This window comes from Microcoleus sp. LAD1_D5, assembly GCF_036702115.1.
Lineage (GTDB): Bacteria > Cyanobacteriota > Cyanobacteriia > Cyanobacteriales > Microcoleaceae > Microcoleus.
The window spans coordinates 1-17975 of record NZ_JAUBSA010000043.1 but is presented as its reverse complement, the minus strand read 5'-3'; the positions used below and the strand labels follow the sequence as shown (position 1 = coordinate 17975).

At 47.3% G+C, this 17975-nt stretch carries 19 protein-coding genes; 12 read left to right on the top strand and 7 right to left on the bottom strand.

What is annotated here, in order from left to right:
* Positions 1–62 precede the first annotated feature (62 nt).
* The 6 genes from QUA70_RS18030 to QUA70_RS18005 all read right to left on the bottom strand — a co-directional run bounded on the left by QUA70_RS18030 (position 63) and on the right by QUA70_RS18005 (position 3454).
* Positions 63–698 carry a class I SAM-dependent methyltransferase gene (locus QUA70_RS18030; protein WP_333349010.1) on the bottom strand — a complete coding sequence of 212 codons (636 nt, stop codon included), beginning with the start codon at positions 696–698 and terminating at the stop codon, positions 63–65.
* Positions 699–800: 102 nt separating this feature from the next.
* Entirely contained in the window at positions 801–1439 is a 639-nt protein-coding gene (locus QUA70_RS18025) for a class I SAM-dependent methyltransferase (RefSeq protein ID WP_333349012.1), read from the bottom strand.
* Between the two features lie 6 nt (positions 1440–1445).
* Positions 1446–1907, bottom strand: a complete 462-nt coding sequence (locus QUA70_RS18020; RefSeq protein ID WP_333349014.1) for a cupin domain-containing protein — start codon at positions 1905–1907, stop codon at positions 1446–1448.
* 152 nt (positions 1908–2059) lie between these two features.
* Positions 2060–2437 (bottom strand): HEPN domain-containing protein, encoded by a 378-nt coding sequence (locus tag QUA70_RS18015; protein ID WP_333349016.1) that lies wholly within the window; start codon positions 2435–2437, stop codon positions 2060–2062.
* Positions 2438–2439: 2 nt separating this feature from the next.
* On the bottom strand, positions 2440–2928 hold the full coding sequence (locus QUA70_RS18010) for a hypothetical protein (RefSeq protein ID WP_333349018.1): 489 nt from the start codon (positions 2926–2928) through the stop codon (positions 2440–2442).
* 46 nt (positions 2929–2974) lie between these two features.
* On the bottom strand, positions 2975–3454 hold the full coding sequence (locus QUA70_RS18005; RefSeq protein WP_333349020.1) for a hypothetical protein: 480 nt from the start codon (positions 3452–3454) through the stop codon (positions 2975–2977).
* A 148-nt stretch (positions 3455–3602) separates the two neighbouring features.
* Here QUA70_RS18005 and QUA70_RS18000 point away from each other — a divergent pair, with 148 nt between their 5' ends.
* From QUA70_RS18000 to QUA70_RS17990, 3 genes are all read left to right on the top strand, one after another.
* A complete protein-coding gene (locus tag QUA70_RS18000) occupies positions 3603–5057 on the top strand; it encodes a folate/biopterin family MFS transporter (RefSeq protein ID WP_333349022.1) in 1455 nt (484 codons plus the stop codon).
* A gap of 129 nt (positions 5058–5186) precedes the next feature.
* Positions 5187–6686, top strand: a complete 1500-nt coding sequence (locus QUA70_RS17995) for a carotenoid oxygenase family protein (RefSeq protein ID WP_333349024.1) — start codon at positions 5187–5189, stop codon at positions 6684–6686.
* A gap of 240 nt (positions 6687–6926) precedes the next feature.
* Positions 6927–7826 (top strand): DUF4436 family protein, encoded by a 900-nt coding sequence (locus QUA70_RS17990; protein ID WP_333349026.1) that lies wholly within the window; start codon positions 6927–6929, stop codon positions 7824–7826.
* Between the two features lie 109 nt (positions 7827–7935).
* Here the strand turns inward: QUA70_RS17990 and QUA70_RS17985 are convergent, their stop codons facing one another.
* Positions 7936–8790, bottom strand: coding sequence for an SGNH/GDSL hydrolase family protein (locus tag QUA70_RS17985; RefSeq protein ID WP_333349028.1), 855 nt, complete (start codon positions 8788–8790; stop codon positions 7936–7938).
* A gap of 361 nt (positions 8791–9151) precedes the next feature.
* On the opposite strand from QUA70_RS17985, the gene QUA70_RS17980 reads away from it, so the two are divergent.
* From QUA70_RS17980 to QUA70_RS17940, 9 genes are all read left to right on the top strand, one after another.
* Positions 9152–9394, top strand: coding sequence for a DUF7219 family protein (locus QUA70_RS17980; protein ID WP_190658612.1), 243 nt, complete (start codon positions 9152–9154; stop codon positions 9392–9394).
* Positions 9395–9501: 107 nt separating this feature from the next.
* Positions 9502–10035 carry an RDD family protein gene (locus tag QUA70_RS17975; protein ID WP_333349030.1) on the top strand — a complete coding sequence of 178 codons (534 nt, stop codon included), beginning with the start codon at positions 9502–9504 and terminating at the stop codon, positions 10033–10035.
* A 38-nt stretch (positions 10036–10073) separates the two neighbouring features.
* Positions 10074–10262: a 50S ribosomal protein L33 gene (gene rpmG / locus QUA70_RS17970; protein WP_006631376.1), complete on the top strand. Its 189-nt coding sequence runs from the start codon at positions 10074–10076 to the stop codon at positions 10260–10262.
* 121 nt (positions 10263–10383) lie between these two features.
* The gene (rpsR, locus tag QUA70_RS17965; RefSeq protein ID WP_006631377.1) at positions 10384–10599 is read left to right on the top strand and encodes a 30S ribosomal protein S18; all 216 of its coding nucleotides are present in this window, start codon (positions 10384–10386) and stop codon (positions 10597–10599) included.
* Between the two features lie 313 nt (positions 10600–10912).
* Entirely contained in the window at positions 10913–12919 is a 2007-nt protein-coding gene (locus tag QUA70_RS17960; RefSeq protein ID WP_333349032.1) for a ribonuclease R family protein, read from the top strand.
* A 448-nt stretch (positions 12920–13367) separates the two neighbouring features.
* On the top strand, positions 13368–14810 hold the full coding sequence (locus tag QUA70_RS17955; protein ID WP_333349034.1) for a 1-acyl-sn-glycerol-3-phosphate acyltransferase: 1443 nt from the start codon (positions 13368–13370) through the stop codon (positions 14808–14810).
* 157 nt (positions 14811–14967) lie between these two features.
* Complete coding sequence (locus QUA70_RS17950; RefSeq protein ID WP_333349036.1) at positions 14968–15855, top strand: histidine kinase dimerization/phospho-acceptor domain-containing protein; 888 nt, start codon at positions 14968–14970, stop codon at positions 15853–15855.
* A 289-nt stretch (positions 15856–16144) separates the two neighbouring features.
* A complete protein-coding gene (locus QUA70_RS17945) occupies positions 16145–17605 on the top strand; it encodes an IctB family putative bicarbonate transporter (protein ID WP_333349038.1) in 1461 nt (486 codons plus the stop codon).
* A gap of 116 nt (positions 17606–17721) precedes the next feature.
* A complete protein-coding gene (locus QUA70_RS17940) occupies positions 17722–17919 on the top strand; it encodes a hypothetical protein (protein WP_333334461.1) in 198 nt (65 codons plus the stop codon).
* The last annotated feature ends 56 nt before the right edge of the window (positions 17920–17975 follow it).

Below are 17975 nucleotides of genomic sequence, written 5' to 3'. Positions count from 1 at the left end.
CGACTTTGATTGACTGTTTCCAATTTTAAAAGGACACGGAACTGCCGTGTCCTGATCCGCAGCTAAACTGGTTTCACCCCAACTAATAAAGCGAGTTCCCGCCACTTCCAATAACAGTCTGCATCGATAAAACCAATTTCTCTAAACCAGCGCAGTTGCGTTTCGACATCAAGCAATTTATTAGAGGGATCGTCTGGTCGATCGCCCATACCGACCGCCTCTAGAAATTTCTGATGCAAAGCCTCTGTTGCGGACGCTACGTGCTCGAAATTGCAAAAAATGCCTCCGGGTTCCAAAAGCTCGAAAATTTCGGTGTAAAGGGAACGTTTGCGATCGTCTTCTACGTGGTGAATTGCCAAACTAGAAACAACTGCATCAAACTTGCCCAAATCCGGCAGCGAGTCGTCGAAATTGTGCTCGATTACTGTAACATTTTTGTCCTCAGCAAAACGAGTTCTAACTTTTTCCAACATTGTAGGTGAAAAATCGATCGCCACACATTCAACATTTGGGCGATCGCACTTTAGCAAACCCAACAAACGTCCGTCTCCCGTACCCACATCTAGAATTCGCTTGACCGTTTTCGGCACTTCCCCCAAAAGTACCGCTTCACCTTCAGTGCGTTGAGGAACGCTATCAGCCTTAGCAAGATACGACAAAGCGTGTTCCGCAGAAGTCCAAAGATTGACTTGACTCATTATTTTTTAATCCTCATAAATTTCGCCGTTTTTATGCCTAAAAATCCAACCACGAGCGCTAGATTTCGCCATTAAGTAGGGTGTGCAATTCGCAACTTACTACTATGAGTCAGCTTTTACCCCAACTAATAAAGCGAGTTCCCGCCACTTCCAATAACAGTCTGCATCTGTAAAACCAATTTCTCTAAACCAGCGCAGTTGCGTTTCCACATCGAGCAATTTATTAGACGGATCGTCGGGCTCGTTGCTAATACCCAGCGCCTCTCGAAATTTCCGGTGTAAAGCGGGAGTTGCTGACGCTACGTGTTCCAAGTTGCAAAAAATGCCTCCGGGTTCCAAAAGCTCGAAAATCTCCGCGTAAAGCGAACGTTTGCGATCGTCTATTACGTGATGAATCGCAAAACTAGAAACAACCGCATCAAACTTGCCTAAATCCGGCAGCGATTCATCCAAATTGTGCTCGATTACCGTGACATTGGGGTCATCCGCAAAGCGAATTCTGGCTTTTTCCAGCATTGTCGGCGAAAAGTCGATCGCCACACATTCAACATTTGGTCGATCGCACTTAAGCAGACCCAGCAACCGCCCGTCTCCCGTGCCCACATCCAGAATTCGCTTAACATTTTTCGGCACTTCCTCCAACAAAACCGCTTCACCTTCAGTGCGGTGAGGAATTCCATCAGCTTTAGCAAGATACCACAAAGCGTGTTCCGCCGAAGTCCAAAGATTCACTTGACTCATAAATTTTCAACTCTCATAAACCTCGCCATTTTTGCGAGTAAAAATCCAACTATTCCCGTTAGCTTTCGCAATTAGATCGTCATCGGGATATTCGGCACTATCTCCCGGAGTGCGATCGCCAATTTCCAGATAAACAACTTCTGCATTGCTGCGGTTGACTAAATGATGCCCATCTGCATCCCCCGCCGGAAAACCCGCCGCCATACCCGGTTTTAGCACTTCCTCTCCCGAATTTGTAATCAGAGTAACTTCCCCTTCCAGAACATAGATTAACTCATCTTGCCGGGTGTGCCAATGCCTGAGAGAAGAACAACTTCCCGGCGCAAGTCTCACCAAATTTACCCCAAAATTCTGCAATCCGGCAGCATCGCCCAATCGTTTTTTAACTCTCCCCGCAACAGCAGATTTGAATTGCTGAGGGTACTTGGAACCCGTAATTTCCGGGACATTTTCAGGATCGATAATCATAGGGCAGCCATAAATAAAATAGGAACATCTTCCCCACATGACCTATCAATTTTAGATGGTAAACGAAGTAGGCTAATCCCAATTTGCCACCCGCTGAAATTAATAAAATAATTGTCGGAACAGTGACTCGATCCGGCTTAAAAGTTGACTGTTTATAGGTTGCTTAACTGAGAGATTACCCGCTGCGATCCCTTGACTGCTATTTTGCTAATCTTGAACAGTTCGGGTACACTATTGTTATAATCTGCTTCGTTTCGATCCCTTCTCAACTTTTCCAAGTTCCTCCCTATATTTTGACGCTCGGCCTCAGAACTCTGTTTGAACTGCTGCAGAACATACTTGTGAGCATCTGCCGTTTTCGGAATAGAATGCCCTTCTGTTTCCTGCAAGTAATTTCTAGCACTGATAAAAGCTGCATAATATGCCCGACTGATAGCCGAACGCATTTTGGCTTCTTGATTTGCAGGAGGAGTCGGTTGACCGATAAATTCTTTTGCTAGATTCAGGTACTGCGACCAGTCAAAAGTCATTATTAGCGCACGCCACAACTAAAAACTCTCCGCACCTCATACGGCAGAGGTAAATACCAATCCTCTGACAATTTTTCTTCTTTGTCAAGTGCCTCGTCTATGATTTCATCGGCGTCACCATCAATAATAATATCCAGAAATAGCTGCGCGGAGTTAATAAATTCCGAGTCTGCGTCAACTTCAAGGCCCAACTTTTTACCGGGGAAGTAATTGAAAATTTTGTCTGGTGCTTCCAGCAATACGGGAATCAAAAACTGATATTTTTCCAGAAACTGCAATATTTCTGTTTTCCCCCGGAAGCTGTACAATTTTTCCAGAGATTCAATATCGGCACCAGCAACAGGCTTTAGCTCAGTTAAGCTTTCATGCAGCAGTATCTCAGCTAGGCTGTGGGCATCAAGTTGACGACGTTTCGCTTCTGCTAAAAGCCTTTCGCTGTCTTCAGGAGACAGTTGGATTGTCAGGGTTTGAGAATTGCTCGCGGTTTGCATATAGATTGTATAATCTAAGGTTTGTTTTCCCTGTTTCCATTCTGCCTTATTCTAACGGTTTCAAAGTAGTAGGATTTTCCCGAATCGGTTTAATAAAACGGCTGTTAGCCCGCACAAAACAATTACCCTTATCCGTTGAAACCGGCAGCCAAGGTTTGCCCTGAGAGTCAGCAATCATAATTTGATTGGCATTATTTCCTGTCACCGCTTGCAAGCGCTGTCCCCGCCGAAACGCAGTCACCACAGCCCACTGTGAAATCTTGTGTTTATTTCTTTCAAACAACTCAGCAGGCGCATCCAAACCGTCTACAGAAATTGATCGAAATTTCTGAGCCATCCGACAATTCAACCCTTGAGAATCTGAGTCAACAACCACCCAATTTACCTGTCTGTTCCCCCGCTGTCTCGCAGGTGGCACCGGATAATCACCTTGCTGGTTAGCAACAGGTATTGCTGAGGCTAAATTAGCCCCTATTCCTAAAATCCAAGCCGCTGCCAGAAAGACAATTTTACTTTCTGCTTTCATTGCTACCACCAATCCTTTAATTCGAGCTAATTACAATTTTATAATACCTGCCAGATCCCCGTCATTCCGGCATCCCACCTCCGACAGTTCCCGCAACTCATTAAGAATGTGTTATAAATATTGAGATTCATTAAGAAATATTGCTCAAATGCTCGTTTCCCCCTCCGGCGTCAGCAAACTCAAAGAATCTTTAAAAGAAAAAGTATTCTTTGGGAATGAGCCAACCCCCGAACTCATAGCCATCTTACTGATTTACTTCGTCCAAGGCATCCTCGGACTAGCCCGCTTAGCCGTCAGCTTCTTCCTCAAAGACGAACTCGGCATGAGTCCGGCAGAAGTCTCGGCAATGCTGGGCGTCGTCGCCCTACCTTGGATTATCAAACCCGTGTTCGGCTTCATGTCGGACGGCTTGCCGATATTCGGCTACCGCAGACGCCCTTACATCGTCCTCTCCGGGCTACTGGGAACGTCAGCATGGGTGAGCCTCGCAACAATTGTACACACGCCGCTTGCCGCTACAGGCGCGATCGCCCTGAGTTCCCTCTCCCTCGCCGTCAGCGACGTAATCGCCGACTCCCTGGTAGTCGAAAGGGCCAGAAAAGAATCCGTTACCGACGCAGGTTCCCTGCAGTCCTTATCTTGGGGCGCTGCAGCCCTCGGCGGACTAATTACCGCCTACCTCAGCGGTTCCCTGCTGCAACACTTCAGCACCCACACAATATTTTTAATCACCGCATCTTTCCCGCTAATTGTATCAGCAACAGCTTGGTTAATTGCCGAAGAAACAACCAACAAAAGAACCGACTTTGAAACGGTCAAAGACCAACTAAAACAACTGCGGCAAGCTGTTACCCAAAAAACTATTTGGCTGCCCACCGCCTTTCTCTTTCTCTGGCAATCCACCCCAAGCTCAGACTCCGCCTTCTTCTTTTTCACCACTAACGAATTAGGCTTTCAACCAGAATTTCTCGGACGAGTGCGCCTCGTTACCAGCATTGCAGCCCTCGCCGGGATCTGGCTGTTTCAGCGCTTCCTCAAAACAGTTCCATTTCGAGTAATTTTTGGCTGGTCAACGGTCATTGCGACTGCTTTGGGCATGACTACTTTATTATTAGTAACTCATGCGAACCGAGCTTTAGGAATTGACGATCAATGGTTCAGCATCGGAGACAGCCTGATCCTGACAGTAATCGGACAAATTGCTTATATGCCGGTGCTGGTACTCTCCGCACGATTGTGTCCCCGAGGTGTTGAAGCAACTTTATTTGCCGTGTTGATGTCAGTCACCAACTTAGCAGGACTTATTTCCCACGAAGGCGGTGCACTTTTGACCCACTTGCTAGGAATTACCGATCGCAATTTCGATAACCTCTGGCTGCTAATTGTCATCACAAACCTGTCCACACTTCTGCCACTACCGTTCTTAAATTGGTTGCCCGCTGATAGTACAGAAAGCGGCGATCCAAACAATCAAAAGTCTCTTCCCGTATTAGAACCAGAAATGGGCAGTTCCAAACCAGGCGGACAGCATTTCATGCCCGAATACTTTCCCGACTTAGTACCGACAGTAAGGTCACAAAGCCGCACCGCAGACAGCAAATAAAGGCAGGCACACACGGATTTTGACACGGATACACGGATGAATTTAACTGTGTTTCCCCATTCTCCGAATTTCCTTCTCTCTGCGCCCTCTGTGCTCTCTGCGGTTAAAAAATTCGCTCCCCTAACACCAATGCCAAACTTACAAGTTTCCCCACCTCAAACAGCCGCCCCCAACCCATCATACGATCGCACAGACTGGCAGCGCGGCTACGAATCCCAACCCAACGAATTCGACTACTGGATTGACGACATAGAAGGCGAAATCCCCGCCGGCTTGCAAGGCACATTCTTTCGCAACGGGCCCGGATTATTGGATGTCAACGGCCAGCGCATCCACCACCCGTTTGACGGCGACGGGATGATTTGTGCGATCGCAATATCCGAAGGCCGCGCCCATTTCCGCAACCGATTCATACACACAGAAGGCTATCTCGCCGAACAAAAAGCCGGAAAAATCCTCCACCGAGGCGTTTTCGGCACACAGAAACCGGGGGGCTGGCTTGCCAACATCTTTGATGTCAAAATCAAAAACATTGCCAACACCAACATCATTTATTGGGGCGACAAACTGCTAGCACTTTGGGAAGCAGCACAGCCCTACAGACTCGACCCCCGCACCCTAGAAACACTCGGCTTAGACACCCTAGACGGCATTTTACAACCCGGTGAAGCTTTCGCAGCCCACCCCAGAATTGAAAAAGGGAAAAATGGCAAAGGAGACAGATTAGTAAACTTTTCTGTCAAGCCCGGCTTGTCGAGTACCATCACGATTTACGAATTCGACGAAAGCGGCAAACTTTTGCAGCGTCACGCCCATGCAATACCGGGTTTTGCCTTCCTGCACGACATGGTAATTACCCCGAATTACTGTATATTCTTCCAAAATCCCGTCAGCTTCAATCCGCTGCTTTTCGTGTTAGGATTTCGGAGTGCATCCCAGTGCATTCAATTTTCCCCAAACAAGCCAACGCAAGCAATTTTAATTCCCCGCAACGGCACTGACGAGGTGAAGATATTAGAAACTGAACCTTGTTTTGTCTTCCACCACTGCAACGCATGGGAAGAAGAAGGCCAAGTTTTTGTAGATTCAGTTTGCTACGAATCATTTCCAACTGTAGAAGCGGACGGCGATTTTCGCGAGATTGATTTTGACAGCGTTCCAGCGGGCGAATTGTGGCGGTTTAAGTTAAATTTGCAAGACAACACGGTGCAGCATCAAGTTGTTGAAACTAGGTGCTGCGAGTTTCCAACTTTGCATCCGAATAATGTCGGACAACCTTACCGATATCTTTACATCGGTGCTGCTGATGCTCCCACGGGAAATGCTCCTTTGCAAGCTATCCTCAAAATGGATTTCGTGACGGGAGAAAGGCAAATTTGGAGTGCGGCGCCGCGCGGTTTTGCGGGGGAACCGGTGTTTGTTCTCCGTCCCGATGCTGTTGCTGAGGATGACGGCTGGCTGCTGGTTTTAATGTATGATGCAGCTAATCATCGATCGACCTTAGTGATTTTAGATGCTCGCGACATCACCAAAGGGCCCCTAGCGCGCTTGCATTTAAAACAGCACATTCCCTACGGTTTGCACGGAAGTTTCACACCAAATGTATTGCTTCCTACAGGTTCGCACTAGCGCGCTGACTCGCCTGGTTCTGGCGCCGCTCGCCACAGCCCGCCGGGGGTTTTCAACCCCCGGCTCACAGCGAAAGTCCTCTAAAAGAGGACTAAAACCAACATTTATTATCGATCGAGTTTCTTTAGTCGGTTTTAACCGACTTTAGCTATGAGCCAGGGGTTTAAACCCCTGGCTGACGGACTGCGGAGACTGCGGGAAATACTAACAACAAATCAAAACATAAAATATCCATAATAAATGCAAACTGTCAAGAAACTTAATCTCAAAAAAATACTTATTTTAATTGGCAGTATCGTCGTATCTTTTGCAATCATCTTATCTATTTACTCTCACAATGCTAACGCCCAAGAGCCTTACAAGCCCTCTCCCGAAAGCGCTGTAGCGTCTAAAGGCTTGGTTGATGTCAAAATGACAGTAATTGCCGTTGATCCCATTAAAAATGAATTAGAAGCCCGCTTGCAGTTTGAACTCAAAGGTATCTATAAAAAAGGGCCAACCTACCCGGCTCAAGACTTGTTAATGACAGTTAACGGCGCAAATGTACAGGATTCGGAAATTACCTTTAAAGAAGGCAAACCGATGATTGTCCCTGCATTGAAGTTTAACTTAGTCAAAGGAAAAATTAACAATTACCCCTTTGATAGGCACATTGCTAAAGTAGCTATTTCGATTGACCCGCTGCCTTCGATTGGTAAAAAATTTGCTCCATTTGAACTGAATCCCGTGCCGCTGGAGTTTAATTTTCATGCCGACGTTCCCGGTTTCGACATCAGTTATAAACCGATGGAAGAGAATTCGTCTATATTTATTTATATCGATGTTTCTGCAACTCGCTCCATCCCGGTGAAATTCTTTGCCTTAGTGATTATTGTCATCATGTGGGTGCTGTCAACTATGGCGCTTTTGCTAGCATTAAAAGTGATGAAATCCGGCAAGTTGCCGGAAGTGGGAATGCTGAGTTGGACTGGTGTGATGCTGTTTGCTTTTCCCGCTATTCGCAATGCTCAACCAGGGGTGCCTCCGGTGGGAACGGCAAGCGATTTCCTTTCGTTTTTTTGGACGGAAATTATTGTAGTGGTGGCGTTAGTGATTATCGGTAGCTGTTGGTTGAAACGGTATCATCCGCCAATTGAATGATTTGAGATTTGAGATTTGAATAATTTCCCCCAGAGATAAATCAGGGGGCTTGTACCCTGGATACTTTCAATTAACAGCCAACAGTCAACTGTTAACTAAATTCAAAGATTCACTTTTTGACTTCTAAATTCTCAATATCATTTGCGGGTACTCCCAAACCTCGCAAAATAGTAAAAGCCATAATCCGATATCCCGATTGATTTGGGTGTACTCCATCTGCAGCCAACAAATTCAGAGTCTTGCCCGCGTGCTTTTGATACGTGCCGATAACTTCCCGAAAAGGCGTATTCAAATCAATAAACAAGCACTGATTCTCTAACGCAATTTCTCGCATCGCGGCAACATACTGTTGCAACCTGCGATTTTCTGGGCCGTCGATACTTTCCCCTATCAGAGTAGGAGAAAGCAGTACAACTCGAATTCCTGCGGCTTTTGCGGTCAGCACCATTTGAGTTATTTTCTCCCGATATTCTGCCACTTGCACTCCCGCGGACCAGTTGCCTTCCGGATAAAACTGATTGTTTGGGAAGTCGAAGAAAGCGTTCCAAACGTCGTTGACTCCGACATTAATCATCACTAAACCTGGCTTTTGGTCGACCGCATCTTTCTGGAAGCGCGCTTGCATATCAGTCGATTTGTTACCGCCGATCCCGGCGTTGACGATTTCGATTTTGCGATCGGGATAAACGGCATTCAGATAGCGTTCCAGCAGCCAAACGTAACCTCCGGGGTATTTCGCAGCCTCGGTGATGCTGTCGCCCACTATCACAATTTTGCGCTTGCCGGCGAGCAAGTTCTGGATTTCTGGTGCCGGCGTTGCTTGGGATACGGATTCTTTAAACACTGGAATTAAGGAGTGAGGAAGGTTGAAGGCGATAACAGCAGCAATTACGGCAATGGCAAGTCTAATTAAAAATTGCCTCAGCCGGGGTTTGGGACGGGGCGATAGCGCATTGGGAGACATTACGCAGATTCCTATTAAAACTCTAACTATTTATGTCTGCAATAATATTATCCATTTCAGGGGTTTTTGTCACTTATTTCAATAACTCAGTCCTGGACTAACAAAAACCTGGTTTGGACGCCACATCCTAAGTTATAAGCCTTAAGGCAGAAACCTGGTTGTTGACCCCGCCTGCGTAAGTTGTACAGGTGAAATCACTGAGGTTTTTGTTGCCCCGATCAGTCCGTGTAATTGCCATCACAAAAAAGTTCGCCCACTGTCACATGATTTCTGCTACTTACGGCACAACTTTAGCAGGTGTTCGCGGTTTATAATATTATTGATTAGTTCAGGAAACAACTTTTCATGCGAGGTTAAAGCAATGGTAGCAAATTCAAATTTTTTATATCCTCAAAATCGTTATTACGGTGAAGTAAAGCCAGAGAATTTGGTATTTAATGCGAATTTACAAGAGTTTTCTCAGCGAGTGGGTTACATCAGTTCCTTGACATCTAACGGTAAAATCTCTGTGGAACAGGCATTTACTCAGATCCAAACACTGTGGGAACAGGTGGAAAAGTCGAAAAAGCAGTTGGGAATCGGCGAAAATCCATTTTCTGCTTGAATAATTAGCGGTTGGCTTGGAAGTTGAGTTACACGCCATTGATGCCGATCCATTAATCGAGAGCTTAAGATCAAAAAGTAGCTAGTTGGCGATCGACCTTTTTGCCTATGAGTTCCGATTTATTGCCCCTCCTTCCCAAAGTATCAGTCGGCCGCCGCGCCGCGGCCCTCTGCATCGACGGAATCGCAGTTTGGCTGCCCAGTTTGCTTCTGGGCAATAATGCGATCGTCCAAATCATATTTTTTGTCCTACTGTGGCTGATCATGCGCGTAGCCATCGTCAGGAAAAACCAAGGTCAAAGTCTCGGGCGCTGGGCCTTGGACATGAAAATTGCCGATACCAGATTCCAACGGACTCCCGGAGTGCAAGAACTGTGCAAGCGCGAGGCATTGCTGGGCTTTTGCGCCGCCTTAGCCTTCGCAGGTATAGGTGGGCTCACATCTACCAACGCCGCCGTCTTGCTGCTGATGCTGCCCCTGGCGATCGACTGTAGCGTTGCCCTCACCTCCGCCGAAAGGTTTCCCCAAGCTTTCCACGATCGCATCGGCGGGACGATCGTCGTTGGAACCCGCCGTGGCTACTCCCTCGACATCAAAGTTAGAAGATTGCTTGACCAAGTGCAGAGCAATGTGAGAAGATAATAAATTGTGTTTAAATTAGTCGAAATTTATTTAGAATTATGGCTAAAGGCGTCCGCATCATAATTACTCTAGAGTGTACTGAGTGCCGTACAAACGTAAGCAAACGCTCAAAAGGCGTGTCTCGGTACACCACCACCAAGAACCGTCGCAACACGACGGCCCGGCTGGAACTCAAAAAGTTCTGCCCCCACTGCAACAGTCACACTGCCCACAAAGAGATCAAGTAGTGATTAGTCAGTAGTCAGTTGTCAGTAGTCAGTTGTTATTGGTCAACAGTCACAGACAACAGACAACAGTCAACAGTCAACAGACAACAGTCAACAGTCAACAGTCAACAAACAACAAACCATGACTTACTTTCGCCGGCGCGTTTCGCCCATCAAACCAGGAGACCCGATCGACTACAAAGATGTCGATTTGCTCAAAAAATACGTCACAGAACGCGGTAAAATTTTGCCCCGCCGGATTACCGGTTTGACGGCAAAACAGCAGCGAGACCTGACCAGAAGCATCAAAAGAGCAAGAATTGTAGCTTTGATGCCCTTCGTAAACCAAGAAGGTTAACAGGATTTGGGATTTTGGGTTTTAGATTTTGGACTGGGAATAAGACTTGCGCGAAAAGAACGTCTTTCTGTCATTAAGAGTGCAGCAAGAAGGCAGCGAAATAATCGCGAAATAGGATTAAGAGTCGCCGCAGCGCAAGTCTTAATCACAAGTCAAAAGTTAAAAAAAAAGCAAGAAGAAAGAACAACTTTTTAGATTTTAACTTTCACAATTGACCAGAAAAATTGCCAATATCCAAAATCTAAAATCGCAAGCTCGAAACTCGATAAGTGGCTACTGTAAAAATCCAAAATCTCAAATATAAAGCTGGCAAGTGGAGAAGGGAACGTTAGTAGAATTTAGAGTGCACGGCGACCGCCGTCTGGCAGTTGCCGATCGCCCCGATGGCAAGAAAAACTGGGTCGTGGTAGACGAAAACGGTCAACCGCACAGCATACCGCCCAAACAAATCACCTACGAAGTAGTCGGAGAAACTTACAAACCCTCCGACATTCCCAAATTTCTCAAAGAAGTAGAAGCCTACTCAGATCCGTCGAGTTTGGAAGTCGCTTGGGAACTCTTAGTCGGCGACGGAGAAACAGCAGATCCCAAATCCCTGGCAATGCTGCTATTTTCTGAGAGTAGTGGGGCCCAGTGTTACGCGGCTTACTGTTTGCTATCAACAGACAAACTGTATTTCAAACAAAAGGGCGATCGCTACGAACCGCGACCGGCAGCCCAAGTAGCCGAAATCAAACACCAGCAAGAAGTAGAACAGCAGCGACACCAAGAATCCCAAGGATTTTGGGATCGAGTCAAACAGCGGCTGGCAGGGGAAAATGTAGATTGGGAAAATAGCGATCGAACTCGCCTCGACGCCTTAGAACGCTTTGCCACCCTCGGAGAAGAAGCAACGCACCGCATCCCGGCATTAGAAACTTTAGCCAGCTTAGAACGTTCCGAAAACCCCGAAGCAGCATTTGGGCTCCTAGTCGATCTCGGCCTGTGGAGCACCCACGAAAACCTGTTTTTGCGGCGCAGCCAAATTCCCCTACAATTCTCCGCAAAGGTATTAGAAGTGGCTCAACGCTGCCTAGAAAATCCCCCAACCGACTCCGACACAAATCGTCTCGATTTAACTCACCTGAAGGTTTACACGATCGACGACGAAAGCACCACCGAAATCGACGACGGCCTCAGCTTAGAATTCCTCGAAAACGGCCAGCAGCGGCTGTGGATACACATCGCCGATCCCACCCGCTTGCTTTCCCCCGGAGACGAACTCGACCTCGAAGCCAGAAAGCGCACCACTACGGTTTACCTGCCCACGGGAATGATCCCCATGTTTCCCCCAGCTTTGGCAACCGGGCCGATGAGTTTAATTCAAGGCAAAGAGTGCAGCGCCCTCAGCTTCAGCGTCACATTAGACGAAATCGGCGCGGCTCAAGATTACAGCATCCACATCAGCACCATAAAACCCACCTACCGCTTGACCTACGATGACGTAGACGAAATGCTGGAGTTGGGAATCGAAGCAGAACCGGAAATAGCAGCGATCGCCTCTGCGGCCAAACTGCGCCAAAAATGGCGGGAAGCCCAAGGCGCAATCAGCATTTTCATGCCCGAATCCGTCATCAAAGTCAACGGCGACGAGATCAAAATCCACGTCATCGACGACTCCACAGCCCGGATGCTAGTAGCCGAAATGATGATTTTAGCCGGCGAACTAGCCGCCCGCTACGGTCAAGCTCACAGCCTGCCCATACCCTACCGCTATCAGCCACAGCCCGAACTCCCTCCCGATGAAGAACTGCTGGCCGTGCCCGCAGGCCCCGCCCGCGCTTGCGCCGTGCGTCGCTGTATGCCCCGCAGCGAAATGGGCCTCACCCCCGGACGCCACGCCGGCTTGGGTTTGGAATTATACACTCAAGTTACTTCCCCGATCCGCCGCTATACCGACTTGCTGACTCACTTCCAAATCAAAGCCCACCTGCGGGGCGAACCCCTACCTTTTACGGCTGAAGAAATACAGGATATTGTGATGTGTCTCGGCACCGCAGTTAAAGAAGCCTCTACCGTCGAACGCCAAACTAACCGCTATTGGGGATTGGAATATTTGCGGCGCAACCCCGATGAAGTTTGGGAAGCTTTAATGCTGCGCTGGCTGAGGGAAGACAGCAATCTCGGATTGATTTTATTGGAAGATTTGGGTTTAGAATTGGCAATGCGATTTGGTCGATCGGTCGCAATAGGCGATCGACTAGAAGTCAAAGTCACCCACTGCGATCCGCGATCGGATGTCATTAACTTCCAGGAAATGATCTTTGAAGCCGCACAATAGGATTTTAGATTTTAGATTTTGGATTGCAAAAATCTGTGTTGAAGGCTGAAACTGAGCATAAATCTCGTTTTTAGTCGCGTTTCTGACACCCTCGCATCCCCATTGTCAATGGCAGGCGGGTAAAAAAGATGATGGGTTTATATTTAGTCCTGTAAAATAATCGTAATTCTTGTCAGGGCTAGTTCACCTCTGAATCTGTAATATCACCCAGAAATACCGTAAACCGGCCCCGACCAAAATATTGGGGTCGATCGACTGGACATGATATTCAATCCAAGACGGGTAATACTTTTGACATTAAATTGACACGGTTTGCTATCTCCTCCCTTCCTCCGTGTCCTCTGTGTCCTCTGCGGTTAATCAAAAAAACTTCAGCATTCTCAAAATTGGAAGTTTTTACCCCAACCTAGTAATCTAAAATCTAAAATTTAAAATTTAAAATCGCAAAATGCCCAATTCAATTAGCCAAGTTCAGCCGCCACTGGAATTCCTACCCCCAGCCTACAACCCGCTAGTGATGCAAGGTTGTAAGCAAATATTTCCCTGGTGGCTGCGATTTCGGACGAATATCAGCCACATTCAAGCCGAAAACGTCGAAACCCTCGCCGAACTATTCCACCAATTTCAAAATCAGAAAGTTCGCTTCTTGCTAGCATTCCGCCACCCCAACTCAAACGATCCCTACTGTTTGGGACAACTAATTTGGAAACTCGTTCCCCAGGCGGCGCGGGCTAAAGGCATTCCCCTGCAATTCCCGGTACATTCGCACTTTATCTACGATCGTGGCATTCCTCTGTGGGCTGGTGCGGGAGTCGGCTGGTTGTATTCCCAACTCGGTGGCACTCCGATTGTTCGCGGGAAGATCGATCGCGTCGGATTGCGATCGGCCCGCGATTTATTTGTCAACAGCCAATTCCCGATCGCCGCCGCCCCAGAAGGTGCCACCAACGGTCACAATGAAATAGTTAGCCCCCTCGAACCGGGAATTGCTCAAATGGGTTTCTGGTGCGTTGAAGATTTGCTGAAAGCCGGACGCACTGAAAAAGTTTTAATTGTGCCGATCGGCATTCAATACCGCTATGTCAACCCACCTTGGCAACCCCTAGAAAAACTTTTAACTCAATTAGAAATTGATTGCGGACTGCCACCCTTAGATCGCACCGATATCGTCAATTTAGAGACCGCCAATCCCGATTCCGAAAACCACAATCACAAATTCCAATATCTGCGCCTGATTCGACTGGGCAGCCATTTACTAGCAGTAATGGAAGAGTTTTACAGCCGTTTTTATCATAAACAAATACAGCCAAAAACATCTATTTTAACATCATTATCCCTCCCCAACAAAACGGGAAATGATTCTGGTAATGAAGTAATGATGGCTCGACTGAAAGCCCTGTTAGACGTGGGTTTGCAAGTAGGAGAAGAATATTTCAACTTAAAGCCAAAAGGCAGTTTAATAGACCGCTGCCGCCGTCTGGAACAAGCAGGCTGGGAGTATATTTATCGAGAAGATATCAAAGATATTGCAGCACTTTCTCCCTTAGAAAGAGGATTAGCCGATCGCCTCGCTGAAGAAGCAAGTCTTCGGATGTGGCACATGAGACTTGTAGAAAGTTTCGTGTCCGTCACGGGCAGGTATGTCGCAGAACAACTGACAGCAGAACGTTTGGCAGAAACAACTTTACTGCTGTGGGACGTACTGGCTCGCATCAAAGGGGGAAATCCTTTCGGCAGACCGAAGTTGGGCAAACAGCAGGTACAAATGACCGTGGGCGAACCGATATCAGTGGGCGATCGTTGGGATCGATATCAAACCAGCCGTAGGTTAGCAGTTGCCGAACTCACTCAAGACTTGCAATCAGCTTTAGAAGCAATGATTAAATCTTAATTAGTCAGATAAGGAAGAGCTTCTAGGGAAGAAGGAATATATATTTTTCTTCAGTACGTTTTTTTCTGGTGAATTATAAACAGATTGTTATAGACTTTTGGAATAGGTCTAATGAACCGCAAACCCTCGCTCGACAATGAACCAATAAAAATTAGCGATGACTAACAAACCTATCGATTTGTCTACTAACTCAATTAAGGTAAAACTGCTGAATAATTTAGTGCAGGAATTGCTCACACCGCTCACTTCTGTCCTCGGTATGGCAAGCGTGTTGAAACAAGAAATTTATGGCCCCTTAACGAGCAAGCAAAAAGAATATATTGACGTAATCCAAGACAGCAGCCGCTCTTTGCGATCGCTAGTTGAAGAAATTTTGGAACTGTCAGAACTAGATGATTCCGCTTTCACCTTGAAGCGAACCGCAGTCAATATAGAAACTTTGTGTCAGCAGGTTGTGACCATCCTGTCGCCGACTGCAAGTAGACGAGAGCAAGAAATTAATTTGTCGATGGGGCCCGGGCCCCGCATCTGGTTGGTAGATAAAGATAAGGTTCAGCAAATGCTGCACCACTTAATTTTTAGCATTATTCAATCTGCTGGGGCAGGCAGCGTGATTCGACTCCATGTTTCTCGGAAAGAAGACGGTATCAACATCGGAGTTTGGGTTTTTCATCCTTGGTTAGGGGAAAGTTTGCCCCATGCTAAACTCTACACCGACTACTTGTTGAAGGTCGGATCAGGTAGCGGTTCCCCATCGCACTCCGAAACCGACTCCCCCCGACTCGAAGCGCAACTCCCGACACAGGGTTCGCAGCGCTTAACGCTGGCGTTTTCTGAGTTGGCAGCTTTGGTGGCCCAGAATGCCGAGGATACCGCACCGGTGTTAGCTGGTTACGGGGCCAGGGAACGCTTGGGGCTGCTGCTTTGCTGCCAGTTGGTGGAAATTCAAGGCGGCCAACTCTCAATTCAAGGAGCCCCGGAATCTGGATATCGCTACGTGCTCTGGCTGCCCTGCACAAATGCTACGGAATTGTTGGAAGGCTAAAGAAGGAAGAAGGAAGAAGGAAGTTCGGCAACGGATTAGCAAGGGCGGATGTAACGGATGTAACGGATGTCAGGAAGAGGGAAGAAGGAAGAGGGAAGAAGCAGTTTACAGGACGTAACTGCTGAAAGAAGGAAGAAAAATAACTGAACTTTTTTCAATTATCAATTCCCGATTACCAATTCCCGATTACCAATTCCCGATTACCGATTACCAATTCCCGATTAGCGATTCCCAATTACCAATTCCCAATTACTAATTACCGATTACAAAGTACAAATCTAAAATAGCAATGAATTCAGTTTGGCAACAGTTAACTCTGGCAAATTTGCCACTATCTCAGTGGCAAAGTAGAAGTTATTTATTCAATTTGGCGATCGGCTCTTTACGCAGTTGGCGACAGAGTAGCTGGCTGATGCAGTGGGCAGAACCCTTGGGTTTTGTTTTGCTGGCCTTGACTTTCGGTTTTGCGCCGTTTGTAAACAATGCCTTGGTGGGGGTGTTGATGGCGGCTAGCGCTGCATTTTGGGTGCTGCTGACTGTTTCGGACGATCGCGAGATCCCCTTCACGCCGATTCATTTGCTGGTTCTGCTGTACTGGGGCATAGCCACTGTCGCAACAGCGATGTCGCCGGTGAAAGCCGCGGCTGTTACAGGTTGGAGCAAGCTAACGCTATATTTGCTGTTTTTTGCGCTGATGGCGCGGATCTTGCGATCGCCCCGTTGGCGATCGTGGTTAATTGCCGTATTTTTGAACGTCGCTCTAGTTGTCAGTTTTTACGGCGTTCGGCAGTGGATTGACAAAGTGCCACCATTAGCTACTTGGAACGATCCGACTTCTACTCAAGCCAATGTCACGCGAGTTTACAGCTTTTTGGGCAATCCAAACTTGCTGGGTTCCTATTTACTTCCCGCCATTGCATTGAGCGCCGCCGCACTTTTTGTGTGGAAAGGATGGGGAACAAAACTTTTAGCACTGACGATGCTGGTGGTGAATTGCGCGTGTTTGCGCTACACCGACAGCCGGGGTGCTTGGATCGGTTTTGTGGCTCTGCTGGTGGTGTTTTTAGTGCTGCTTTGGTACTGGTACAGCCCCTTGATGCCTCGGTTCTGGCGGAATTGGGCGCTACCGTTAGGGTTAGGAGGTTTGGCGGGGGCGTTAATTTTGGGAGTGGCTTTGGTGGAGCCGCTGCGCGATCGAGTTTCGAGTATGTTTATCGGCCGCGGTGACAGCAGCAACAATTTTCGGATTAATGTTTGGACGGCGGTGATTGACATGATTCGCGATCGGCCAATTCTCGGAATTGGCCCGGGAAACACTGCTTTTAATAAAGTTTATCCGCTTTACATGAAGCCGAGATTCACTGCTTTGAGCGCTTATTCTGTGCTGCTGGAAATTGCGGTGGAAACCGGTTTTATCGGTTTAATGTGTTTCCTGTGGCTTATGACTGTCACCATCAATCAAGGTTTGTTGCACATCAAACATCTGCGGGATTCACAATTTAACATCTCTAGTTTAGAGGAGGAATCGCAAAATCCCAAATCTAAAATCCAAAATCTAAAATCGAATCAGGGGTTTTGGTTGATTGGGGCGATCGCAACTTTAGCCGGCATGATGGCCCACGGTTTTGTCGATACAGTTTGGTACCGACCGGAAGTTAATATGCTGTGGTGGTTGATGGTGGCGATTATTGCTAGTTTTTACAGCAACTCGCACCATCAGGAATATTCAGCTTTGACGGAGGGCGAGTAGATAGAAGTGCTGGCGGGGTTTTCTCCCCGCCCGGTGCGGATGCGAGCAAGAGGGATGCTATCAATGGCGAAGCCAGACTAATTCCTGCCAAGAAAAAACGACTCCTTTAGGAGTTAATGAGGATTGGGCTAGAAGGCAAGCGTCTTCGTCGCCACCTTACCGATGCTATCAAAAGCTACATTGAACGGCATCGAGAACTATCAGAAAACAACCGCAAATGGCTTTACGTTAATGCTAGTCAACCAGTAACTTGGGTAGTGTTTGGACGCCAAGCCAAGAAATTAGCTGAGGACTTAGGACTGAAAAATAAATAACTTGATGGATTGTCGGGTATAATCAAAAACAGCGCCCTGATTGCTATTTTCTCTAA

Coding starts and splice junctions, on each gene's coding strand:
- QUA70_RS18005 (WP_333349020.1), bottom strand. CDS start 3,454: ATGAAAGCAGAAAGTAAAATTGTCTTTCTGGCAGCGGCTTGGATTTTA.
- QUA70_RS18030 (WP_333349010.1), bottom strand. CDS start 698: ATGAGTCAAGTCAATCTTTGGACTTCTGCGGAACACGCTTTGTCGTAT.
- QUA70_RS17990 (WP_333349026.1), top strand. CDS start 6,927: ATGCAAACTGTCAAGAAACTTAATCTCAAAAAAATACTTATTTTAATT.
- QUA70_RS17985 (WP_333349028.1), bottom strand. CDS start 8,790: ATGTCTCCCAATGCGCTATCGCCCCGTCCCAAACCCCGGCTGAGGCAA.
- QUA70_RS18020 (WP_333349014.1), bottom strand. CDS start 1,907: ATGATTATCGATCCTGAAAATGTCCCGGAAATTACGGGTTCCAAGTAC.
- QUA70_RS17940 (WP_333334461.1), top strand. CDS start 17,722: ATGAGGATTGGGCTAGAAGGCAAGCGTCTTCGTCGCCACCTTACCGAT.
- rpsR (WP_006631377.1), top strand. CDS start 10,384: ATGACTTACTTTCGCCGGCGCGTTTCGCCCATCAAACCAGGAGACCCG.
- QUA70_RS18025 (WP_333349012.1), bottom strand. CDS start 1,439: ATGAGTCAAGTGAATCTTTGGACTTCGGCGGAACACGCTTTGTGGTAT.
- QUA70_RS17955 (WP_333349034.1), top strand. CDS start 13,368: ATGCCCAATTCAATTAGCCAAGTTCAGCCGCCACTGGAATTCCTACCC.
- QUA70_RS18015 (WP_333349016.1), bottom strand. CDS start 2,437: ATGACTTTTGACTGGTCGCAGTACCTGAATCTAGCAAAAGAATTTATC.
- rpmG (WP_006631376.1), top strand. CDS start 10,074: ATGGCTAAAGGCGTCCGCATCATAATTACTCTAGAGTGTACTGAGTGC.
- QUA70_RS17975 (WP_333349030.1), top strand. CDS start 9,502: ATGAGTTCCGATTTATTGCCCCTCCTTCCCAAAGTATCAGTCGGCCGC.
- QUA70_RS18010 (WP_333349018.1), bottom strand. CDS start 2,928: ATGCAAACCGCGAGCAATTCTCAAACCCTGACAATCCAACTGTCTCCT.
- QUA70_RS17980 (WP_190658612.1), top strand. CDS start 9,152: ATGGTAGCAAATTCAAATTTTTTATATCCTCAAAATCGTTATTACGGT.
- QUA70_RS17945 (WP_333349038.1), top strand. CDS start 16,145: ATGAATTCAGTTTGGCAACAGTTAACTCTGGCAAATTTGCCACTATCT.
- QUA70_RS18000 (WP_333349022.1), top strand. CDS start 3,603: ATGCTCGTTTCCCCCTCCGGCGTCAGCAAACTCAAAGAATCTTTAAAA.
- QUA70_RS17950 (WP_333349036.1), top strand. CDS start 14,968: ATGACTAACAAACCTATCGATTTGTCTACTAACTCAATTAAGGTAAAA.
- QUA70_RS17995 (WP_333349024.1), top strand. CDS start 5,187: ATGCCAAACTTACAAGTTTCCCCACCTCAAACAGCCGCCCCCAACCCA.